Consider the following 9,931-nt stretch of genomic DNA (forward strand, 5'->3'; position numbering starts at 1 on the left):
AGATGTGTATAAGAGACAGGTCGATCGATCGCGGTCATGGGTGCTTTCGTCAGTCGGCGTCGACGAGCTTCTGGATGTCGGAGTCGACCTTCGTGAGCAGCGCGTCGATGTCCGCGTTCTCATCGGTCAGCACCGCCTGCACCACCGAGTCGAGCGCGCCGTACAGCTCCTGGGTGTGCTTGTTCGGCTCCGGGACCAGCGGGGCGTCGAAGATCGCGTCGGTGAACGGCGCCACGTTCTCCAGCGGGATGTTGACCTCGCCCTTGATCCACTCCATGTTCTCGTCGTAGGTCTGCCGGTCGAACACCGGCAGGGTCGGTACGCCGACCGGCTGGTCGGAGGCGGCGAGCACCTTGGCGTCGGCAACGGCCTGGTCCTCGTTGAGCAGCTTCTGCATGTAGTAGAAGTCGATCCACTTCACCGCGGCCTCCTTCTGCGCCTGCGACGACTTCGGGCTCACCGCGGCGACGTTGCCGCCGACGAGCACGCCCGCCTCCGCGTCGTCCGCGATGGGGAGCATCGCCAGCCCGTAGTTCGCCGGGTCGACGTTGTTCTGCTGCACCAGGGAGGTGAGCACGTCCGACCCCGACGGGTACATGGCGACCTGCCCGGCGCCGAACGCCTGGTTGATGCCGCTCCAGTCGAGCAGGAAGTTGCTGCCCGCCGCGTTGTCCTTCCAGCGGAGGTCGTGGAGCCACTGCAGCGCCTCCTTCGTCACCGGGTTGTTGGTGGTGACCTCGGTCTTGTCGCCGTCGGTGGTCTCCATCCGGCCGCCCCGGGCGTAGACCGTGGTGGTCAGCTCCCAGCCTCCGGTGTTGCCCTGCGTCATCTGCATGTAGCCGGCGACGCCCGGCAGCTTCTCGGAGATGGTCTTGGCGTACTGCCGCACCTCGTCCCAGGTCGTCGGCGGCTTGTCCGGGTCGAGCCCGGCCTGCTGGAACAGCTGCCGGTTGTACGACAGACCCATGGCGTACGGCCCGTACGGGATGCCGAAGATCTTGTCGCCGTCCTTGGCGACGGCGAGCACGTTCTCGTTGAACTTGTCGGCGTACGGCAGCTTCTCGACCTCGGCCGTGATGTCGGCGAGCTGGCCCGCCTGCAGCAGCGACTGGGAGTCGGTGAACGGCACGTTGAAGACGTCGGGCAGGGTGCCTCCCGCGAGCTGGGTCGCGAAGGTCGGCCCGGTCCACTGGTACTCCTCGGCCTTGATGTCGATGCCGGGGTTCGCCTTCTCGAACTCCTTCACCCGGTCGTCGAACGCCGTGAAGGCGGCCTTGTCGCTGCCCGGGATCAGGCTCGCGACCGTGATGTGCACCTTTCCGTCGCCGGAGTCCTGGCCGGAGGACGAGCATCCGGCCAGAAGCCCCGCTCCGGCGATCGCGACCGCCGCCACCGCGGCGACCGTGTGTCGTGACTTCATCGTCAGTGTTCCTTTCGCTGTGCGTTGCTGGTGAGGTCCTCCGCAGGTGCCGGCCGGGTGCGCAGCGCGTGCTGCGTCCGGAGCCAGACCGTGGAGTCGGGAGGCAGCAGGCCCGCGTCGAGCGGGCTGCTGCTGAGCAGGATCGCGGTGTGCTCCGGGAGCGCCACCGGGTGATCGGAGAGGTTGGTGACCGAGACGAACCGGTCGCCGCGGGCGAAGGCGAGCACGCCCTCCTGCGCGTCCAGCCAGTCGAGCGGCCCGTCGCCGAGGCCGGGCTCTGCGCGCCGCAGCCGCAGCGCCTGCCGGTACAGCCACAGCATCGACGCCGGGTCGCTCTGCTGCGCCTCGACGGTCAGCTCGGCCCACTCGGGCGGCTGCGGCAGCCACGGCTCGGCAGTGGCGCCGCCGTCGTCGGTCGCAGCGGGGCTGAAGCCGAACGGCGGCTCGGTCCCCCGCCACGGCAGCGGCACCCGGCAGCCGTCGCGGCCGGGGTCGACACCGCCGGAGCGGAAGTGCATCGGGTCCTGGATCAACTCCGCCGGCAGCTCCTCCACCTCCGGCAGGCCCAGCTCGTCACCCTGGTACAGGTACAGCGAGCCGGGGAGCGCCGCGGTCAGCAGGGCGGCGGCCCGCGCGCGGCGGCGGCCCAGCGCGAGGTCGGTCGGCGTGCCACGCCGCTTGGTCGCGAACGCGAACGCGGTGTCGGCTCGCCCGTACCGGGTCACCGGGCGGGTCACATCGTGGTTGGAGAGCACCCACGTGCTCGGCGCGGCCACCGGCGCATGCGCGGCGAGGGTCTCGTCGATCGAGGCGCGCAGCTCGCGCGCCTCCCACGGCCGCGCCAGGAAGTCGAAGTTGAAGGCGGTGTGCAGCTCGTCCTGGCGCAGATAGCGGGCGAAGCGCTCGATGTCCGGCAGCCACAGCTCCCCCACCAGCACGCGGGTGCCGGGGTACTCCTCGGCCACGCGGCGCCACGACCGGTAGATCTCGTGCAGCTCGTCCCTGTCCTGGTTCGGGTGCTCGCCCGGTCCCGGCGCCTCCGGAACCTCGGGCAGCGCCGGGTCCTTCACCAGCAGCGCAGCCGAGTCGATCCGTACGCCGGCGACCCCGCGATCGAACCAGAACCGCAGGATGTCCTCGTGCTCGCGCCGCACGTCCGGGTGGTTCCAGTTGAGGTCAGGCTGCCGCGGGCTGAACAGGTGGAGGTACCACTCGCCCGGCCGGCCGTCCGCCTCCGTCACCCGGGTCCACGTGTCTCCCGAGAAGTTCGACACCCAGCCGGTCGGCAGCTCGTCGCCGCGCTCGCCGCGGCCCGGGCGGAACCAGAACCGCTCGCGCGCCGCGGACCCGGGACCGGCGGCCAGAGCCTCCCGGAACCACGGGTGCTCGTCGGAGACGTGGTTCGGGACGACGTCGATGATGGTGCGGATGCCGAGCGCCAGCGCCTCGGCGATCAGCGCCTCGGCCTCGGCCAGGTCGCCGAAGGCGGGGTGGATGGTGCGGTAGTCGGCGACGTCGTAGCCGCCGTCCGCGAGCGGCGACGCGTACCAGGGGGTGAGCCAGATCGCGTCGACGCCGAGGTCGTGCAGGTAGCCGAGGTGCCTGCGGACACCGGCGAGGTCGCCGATACCGTCGCCGTTCCCGTCGGCGAAGCTGCGCGGATACACCTCGTAGATGACGGCGCTGCGCCACCACTCCGGATCGTCGGAGGGCGGCGTCGGCGCTGCCACACGTTCGGTGGCGGTGAGCACGGAGAGGTCCACGGTGAGCCCTTCGCATCGGGCGGTCCCTCGCTGGACCGCGGCGGCGCGGCGAGGCGTCGGCCTCGTCGCTGGGCCCCAGCATGCAGGTACTCGACAGGATTACGCAAGAACTCGACAGTACGTAATTCGCTTACGTACTCTTGCACCGATTTGCGGTCAGACGACCCGCGCGGAGGCGGGCCCGGTCGACCCGCGCACCACCAGCTCCGGCTCGAAGAGCAGCTCGTCCGACAGGGCTGAGTCGCTCGCGATCTGCCGCAGGAGCAGCTCGATGACAGTGCGTCCCATGGGCTCGATCGGCTGACGGATGGTGGTGAGCGGAGGCTCCGTGCAGTTCATCAGCGCGGAGTCGTCGTACCCGACCACCGACACGTCGCCAGGCACCGACAGCCCTGCCCGGCGCACCGCGCGGATCGCGCCGAGCGCAAGGGGATCACTCGCGCACACGATCGCCGTGACGCCGGCCGCGAGGAGGCGGGCGGCGCCGGCCTGACCCGCCTCCAGCGAGTACAGGGAGTGCACCACGCAGTCGTCCGCCAGCGGGCTCCCCCAGGTCTCCGTCAGGCGGAGGGCGGCCGCGAGCTTGCGCTGCGACGGCACATGGTCGCGCGGGCCCAGCAGCAGGCCGATCCGCTCATGCCCCAGCGACCGCAGGTGCGTGAGCGCCTGCGTCGTCGCCACCGAGTCGTCGCACGACACCGTGGCGAACCGCAGGGAGTCGACGGGCGCGTTCACGAGCACCGTCGGCAGGTTGAGGTCGGTGAGCCGGGCGTAGTGGTCGTGGGAGGCGCCCTCCTGCGCGTACGCCCCGCCGACGAAGACCACGCCGGAGACCTGCTGCTGGAGCAGGAGGTCGACGTAGTCGGCCTCCGTGATCCCTCCCGCCGTCTGCGTGCACAGCACCGGCGTGTAGCCGTTCTGGGCGAGCGCGCCGCCGAGGATCTCCGCGAAGGCCGGGAAGATCGGGTTCTGCAGCTCCGGCAGCACCAGGCCCACCAGCCGCGCCCGCTCGCCGCGCAGCTTGGTGGGACGCTCGTAGCCGAGCACGTCGAGCGCGGTGAGCACCGCCTGGCGGGTCGCCTGCGAGACGCCCGGCTTCTCGTTGAGCACGCGGCTGACCGTGGCTTCGCTGACACCGACCTTGCGCGCCACTTCGGCGAGTCGCTTCGACATGGCCACAGTGTAGGCAAACCTTTGCAGAATCGCGCAAGTCTTTTGCAGCGCGGCACCGTTCCGGTCCAGCGCCCGACTACGATGACCGGCATGGCGACTCCCGTGGCGAAGACCACCTCCCTCCTCCTGGCCAGTCACCCCGGGCCGACGGTGGTGGTGACGGTGATCGCCACCGGGGTGGGGCTCGGCCTCGGCTACCCGCTCGGCCGCCTGCTGATCCTCGCCCTCGCGGTGCTGCTCGGCCAGCTCTCGATCGGCTGGTCGAACGACTGGCTCGACGCGGCGCGCGACCGGGCGGTGCAGCGCGAGGACAAGCCCGCGGCTCGCGGGGACATCGCGGTGCCGACCGTCCGCGCTGCCGCGTTCGTCGCGCTCATCCTCGCGGTGCTCGTCACGCTGCTCCTCGGCTGGGCGGCTCTGGTCGCGCACCTGGTGGTGATCGCCGGCGGCTGGGCCTACAACCTCGGTCTCAAGTCGACCGTGCTCTCGTTCGTGCCGTTCGTCGTGAGCTTCGGCGCCCTCCCCGCCGTGGCCACCCTCGGCCAGGAGGACCCGGCCCTCGCGCAGCCCTGGGTCTACGCGGCGGGCGCCCTCCTCGGGGTCGCCGCGCACGTGACCAACGTGCTGCCCGACCTCGACGACGACGCCAGGACGGGCATCCGCGGGTTCCCGCACGTCCTCGGCCCGCGGCGCGGCGGCCTCGTCGCGTTCGGCTGTCTCGCGGCGGCGACCCTCCTGATCACGTTCGGCCCCGGCCTGCCCGTGCGCCCCGTGCTGCTGATCGGCCTCGTCCTGGGGCTCGCGGCCGCGGTCGCCGGTGTGGTGCTGCTGCTGCGCCGCAGCCCGACCCGTCTGCTCATGCAGCTCGTGATGGCGTGCGCCGTGGTCGACGTCGTGATGCTCGCGCTGGCCGCTCAGTCCGTCGCGGTGTGAATCGGCTCGGCCGCCGGTTCGTGGTTGCGGATGCCGATGGCCGACACCACGCCGCCCGCGACGAGCAGCCCGGCCGTCCAGAGCAGCGCCCGGTGCAGCCCGGCGGCATCGAGCTGCTGCCCGATGATGAGCCCGGCGAGCGCCACCGTGATGAGCCCCGCGATGCGCGACACGGCGTTGTTGACCGCGGAGCCGATGCCCGCCTGCTCGTGGTGGATCGACCCGAGGATGGCGCTCGTGAGCGGCGCCACCGTGATCGACAGCCCGACGCCGAACAGCAGGACGCCGGGCAGCAGCTCGAGCCAGTAGTCCACGTCGTCCCCGAGCATCAGCAGCCACAGGAACCCGCAGGCGGCCACGATCGGCCCGGCGCCCATGAACAGGCGCGGACCGTAGCGGCCCGCCAGCCCGCCGAAGAGTCCGGAGAGCAGCAGCATGCACAGCGTCGAGGGGATGAACACGAACCCGGCGGCCGTCGCGGGGAACCCGGCGACCTGCTGCAGGAACAGCGTCACGACCAGCGGCCCGAACGCCAGGGCGCCGTAGACGAACGCTGTCGCGAGGTTGCCCACCCAGAAGTTATGCACCGAGAACAGCCCGAGCGGCAGCATGGGTCGCTTGACCCGCCGCTCGGCGACGAAGAACGCGGCGAGGCAGAGCAGGCCCAGGAGGAGCGGGATCCACACGCCCGGACTCGTCCAGCCCTGCACGCCCTGCTCGATGAGCGCGTACACCGTCCCGGCCAGACCGAGGGAGCCGAGCACCGCGCCGACGACGTCGACGCTCCCTCCGGTGCCCTTGTCGCTCTGCCCCAGCGTGAGCATGAGCACCAGCGTGATCGCGATCGGCACGACGTTGATGACGAACACCCACCGCCACGAGAGCGTGTCGACGAAGACCCCGCCGACCACCGGCCCCGCGATCATCGCCACGCCCGTCCACGCCGTCCACCGGCCGATCGCCTTCGCCTGCGCCGGGCCGTCGAAGGTGGAGATGATGATCGCGAGCGAGCTCGGCACCAGCAGCGCGCCGGCGACGCCCTGCAGCGCCCGGGCGATCACGAGGAACACGCCCGTCGGCGCGAAGGCGCACAGCAGAGAGGTGATCAGGAACCCGATCAGCCCCGCGTACAGCACCCGTTTGCGGCCGAACACGTCCGACAATGACCCGGCGACGAGGATGAGCGAGCCGAGCGTGATCAGGTATCCGTCCACCACCCACTGCTGCAGCGGCAGGCCGCCGCCCAGCTCCTCCGAGATCGCGGGCAGCGCCACGTTGATGACCGCGCCGTCGAGGAACGCGACGAAGCTGGCGAGGATCGCGATGACGAGGACGCGCAGCTGCAGCGAGGTCATCCGGTCGGTCATGGGCATGGACTCATCCAAGCGGGCACCACCGACGAACGCAATCGGCGCGCTACTCGTTGCCCCTGGTGCAGGTCTGCTGCGCGGCGGTCTGCCCGGTGATCGTGGACGGGAGGTCCACCGCGCCCGTGCCGGTCGGCGTCGGGGTGGCGGCCGGGTCGGCCGGGGCGGCGGGATCGGGTGCCGCCGAGGTACCCGCGTCGGGTGCGGTGGTCGCGCCGGCGTCCCCCGTTCCAGCATCCGGCGTTGCAGCGTCCGGGGTCCCCGGTGTCGGGGTCGCCGTGGCGGTCGGGTCCTCGGCCGCCCGTCCCGTGGAGCCCGTCAGCCGGACCGGCTGGTCGTTCACCAGCGCGGCGTTGAGGGCGTCGGCGGCGTCGCTCTGCACCACCACGCGGTTCGGGTCGTCCGGATCGTCCACCGTCGGGTACTGCACGAACACCATGTTGTCGAGTCCGGTGTCCCGCACCGCCATCGCGATCTGCACCAGGGTCGTCGGGTTGCTGAGGCTCTCGGACGGCGTCACGTTGGCGACCGCCGCCTTCGCGAGCGCGTAGAGCTGCACCGGGTTCGAGAGGACGCCGCCGCTCACGATCTTGCGGGCGAGCGCCGACAGGAAGACCTGCTGGTTCGAGATGCGGCCCAGGTCGCTGCCGTCGCCGACGCCGTGGCGGCTGCGCAGGAACGACAGCGCCGTGTCCCCCACCAACTCCCGCTGTCCGGCGGGGAGGTCGAGCGGCGGGTTGGTGTAGTCATCGACCACCGGCGAGGCCAGGCAGACGGTCACGCCGCCGACGGCGCTCGACATCGCGCTCACGCCGGCGAAGTTGATCGTGGCGGCGAACGGGATGCTCAGCCCGGTCAGCTCCTCCACCGTGAGCACGACGCAGGCCAGCCCGCCGCGCGAGAGCGCCGTGTTGAACTGGGCGGAGGAGCTGCCGTCGACGGTCCCGCCGCCCTCCGGGGACGGGCAGTCCGGGATCTCGACCATGAGGTCGCGCGGGAAGCTGACGACCATCATGCTCTTGTGGTCCTGCGCGATGTGCAGCAGCATCGTGACGTCGTTGTTGCCGGCGCCGCTGCTGGCGTCCTGCTCCTCCTGGGTCTCGTAGATGCCCCCGAGGTCGCTGCGGCTGTCCGTGCCGGCGAGCAGCAGGTTGACGCCGCCCTCGATCGCACCGACGTTCGGCACCGGCGCCTGCGTCGTGCCCGACCTCGTGACGAGCGTCACACCCTTCTTCACCGAGTGCGCGACGTCCCACACCGCGTAGCCGGCGACCGAGCCGGCGCTCACGACGGCGACGGCCAGCACCAGCGCGACGATCCGCGCGACCAGCCCGGCGGCCCGGCGGCGCGGCAGGCGCCCGTGCCGGACCGGCGCCGGTCCGCGCGGGCGCTGCTGTCGGCGCGGGGAGTCGGTCATGCGCATCCTTCGAGGGTCGAGGGGCCCGGGACGCCGGGATGTGATGCAGGGATGCCGAAATACTAGCTTCTCGAAGCTTTCGAGCCGCTGAAGGTCGTGCCTCCACGACTCGGAACCGGCTCCGCGGCGGGGAGGCGCGACGCCGTGCCGGCGACCTCATCACCGGCGACCGTGCCACCGGCACCCGTGCCGCCGGCACCCGCGACCAGCACCACCACCACGGCCACCACCGCCCCGAGGGCGACCACCAGGCCGGCCGCGAGGAACACCCCGGTCGGCCGGACGATCGACTCGCCCGCCAGCGCCTGCGCGGTCACGAGAGCGAGCGCGGCCGCGTAGGCGACCGTCGCGATCACGACGAGGCGCAGCCGCACCCGGTCGTCGGCGAGCGGCCGCCACTGCGTGCCGAGCCAGCCGAGCAGGATCGCGAGCAGCGGCAACAGCTGGAGGGCGTGCATCCCGACGAAGTGCGGGATGCGGAGGTCGCCGCCGACCGTGCTCCACCCGAGGAGCGGCAGCCCGGGGCCGCCGTCGGCGAGCCCGACCGTGTGGGCGCCCGCGATGCCGCGGAAGTCCGAGAGCTGCTGCGCCGTCGGACCGGTCATCAGGTACGCCAGCCCCATCCCCACCAGGGCGATCACGCCTCCCGCGCGCACGGCGAGGGTCGCCGACCGGGTCGGCAGGCGAAGGAAGAAGACCGCGATCGTGGTCACGAACGTGCCGACGTACAGCACGGTGATCGACACCGCCATGATCGCCCACAGGGTCGTCGCGAGCGGCGTGGAGACGTTGAAGTGACTGGTCGTCCCGGCCGCCGCTGCGCCGACGATCGCGGCCTGCTCGACGATCAGGGCCACCGCGATCACGGTCCCCGCCGCGTGGGCGACCCGTCGCCAGCGGGGCAGCTGCGCGATCAGCCACGCCCAGGTCACGCTGTAGAGCAGGATCGACAGCGAGAACTTGAGCGGCTTCGCCCAGGCATCGAGCCCGGTGACCTCACGGTGGTCGACGGCGAGTCCGACGAGCGACGCGACGGCGCAGACGACCATCAGCGCGGCCACCGTCATCAGCGGGCGGTGCCAGGCGAACATCCTTCTCATGACGTGCTCCTCCGGTTCGTGACGACGGCCTGCGCGATCCGGCGCAGGCCGAGGGCGAGCGGGTCGCCCAGGATGGTGCCGACGACCATGAGCTCGGTCATCCGGGAGCGGTCGGGAAGCGCGGCGACGGCGCCGAGGTCGGCCTCCGCCTGCACCTGCGCCGCCGCGGCGTACCGGTCGAGGTACCCGTCGGGCAGCGGGAAGCCCGCTCGCTCGAAGCCGTCGAGGACCCGGGCGGCGATCTCCCGGCCGATGTTGTCGTCGCAGTCGCCCCAGCCGGCACGCTCGGCCAGCGCGTCCACCCGGGCGAGGGAGGCCGGGGTCGGCTCGGCGACGTCCGGGACGGCCGCCCGTGACAGCGCCTGCTGCGCCACGTCGAAGGTGGCGGCGATCGGCGCGCCCGGCTCGTCCAGCGCCGCCAGCACGTCGCGCACCGACGCCACGGAGAGCCGCCCGATCTCGAGCATCGCCCGGATCAACCGCAGCCGCTCCTCGTGGGCGTCGGAGTAGTCAGTGCGATTGCCGCCGAGGCGCTCGCCCGCGGGCAGCAGGCCCTCGCGCACGTAGTACTTGATGGTCGCGGGGGCGACACCCGTCCGGTCCGACAGCTCTCCGATCAGCATGGTGCTGATAGTAGCACTACCGGTAGCGTTACTCACAGTGGTGAGTTCGCTCAGCCCATCGCGAACGTCCGGGCGTCGGTGAGGCGGAGCGCACGCCGGCTCTGCCACGCTGATGCCGGTCTCTTATACACATCT

At 71.7% G+C, this 9,931-nt stretch carries 8 protein-coding genes; 1 reads left to right on the plus strand and 7 read right to left on the minus strand.

The features are described 5' to 3' along the window. Positions 1-49: 49 nt before the first annotated feature. The 3 genes from ACR9ZG_RS15775 to ACR9ZG_RS15785 all read right to left on the minus strand — a co-directional run bounded on the left by ACR9ZG_RS15775 (position 50) and on the right by ACR9ZG_RS15785 (position 4,356). Positions 50-1,420 carry an ABC transporter substrate-binding protein gene (locus tag ACR9ZG_RS15775; RefSeq protein ID WP_481285800.1) on the minus strand — a complete coding sequence of 457 codons (1,371 nt, stop codon included), beginning with the start codon at positions 1,418-1,420 and terminating at the stop codon, positions 50-52. A 2-nt stretch (positions 1,421-1,422) separates the two neighbouring features. Next, positions 1,423-3,183 carry a glycoside hydrolase family 13 protein gene (locus ACR9ZG_RS15780; protein WP_481285801.1) on the minus strand — a complete coding sequence of 587 codons (1,761 nt, stop codon included), beginning with the start codon at positions 3,181-3,183 and terminating at the stop codon, positions 1,423-1,425. Between the two features lie 156 nt (positions 3,184-3,339). Beyond that, the gene (locus ACR9ZG_RS15785; RefSeq protein WP_481285802.1) at positions 3,340-4,356 is read right to left on the minus strand and encodes a LacI family DNA-binding transcriptional regulator; all 1,017 of its coding nucleotides are present in this window, start codon (positions 4,354-4,356) and stop codon (positions 3,340-3,342) included. A 90-nt stretch (positions 4,357-4,446) separates the two neighbouring features. On the opposite strand from ACR9ZG_RS15785, the gene ACR9ZG_RS15790 reads away from it, so the two are divergent. Next, the gene (locus ACR9ZG_RS15790) at positions 4,447-5,289 is read left to right on the plus strand and encodes a UbiA family prenyltransferase (protein WP_481285803.1); all 843 of its coding nucleotides are present in this window, start codon (positions 4,447-4,449) and stop codon (positions 5,287-5,289) included. Here the strand turns inward: ACR9ZG_RS15790 and ACR9ZG_RS15795 are convergent. The 4 genes from ACR9ZG_RS15795 to ACR9ZG_RS15810 form a co-directional block, all read right to left on the minus strand. Further along, positions 5,271-6,662 (minus strand): MFS transporter, encoded by a 1,392-nt coding sequence (locus tag ACR9ZG_RS15795; RefSeq protein ID WP_481285804.1) that lies wholly within the window; start codon positions 6,660-6,662, stop codon positions 5,271-5,273. The two genes, ACR9ZG_RS15790 and ACR9ZG_RS15795, sit on opposite strands and share 19 nt — an antisense overlap. A 43-nt stretch (positions 6,663-6,705) precedes the next feature. Beyond that, positions 6,706-8,073: an LCP family protein gene (locus ACR9ZG_RS15800; RefSeq protein WP_481285805.1), complete on the minus strand. Its 1,368-nt coding sequence runs from the start codon at positions 8,071-8,073 to the stop codon at positions 6,706-6,708. A 62-nt stretch (positions 8,074-8,135) separates the two neighbouring features. Continuing rightward, positions 8,136-9,173, minus strand: a complete 1,038-nt coding sequence (locus ACR9ZG_RS15805) for a hypothetical protein (protein WP_481285806.1) — start codon at positions 9,171-9,173, stop codon at positions 8,136-8,138. Continuing rightward, positions 9,170-9,796 (minus strand): MerR family transcriptional regulator, encoded by a 627-nt coding sequence (locus tag ACR9ZG_RS15810; protein WP_481285807.1) that lies wholly within the window; start codon positions 9,794-9,796, stop codon positions 9,170-9,172. The genes ACR9ZG_RS15805 and ACR9ZG_RS15810 overlap by 4 nt, the downstream gene beginning before the upstream one ends. Positions 9,797-9,931 lie beyond the last annotated feature (135 nt).

The sequence above is a fragment of the Leifsonia sp. KNZ12-8B genome (assembly GCF_056755495.1).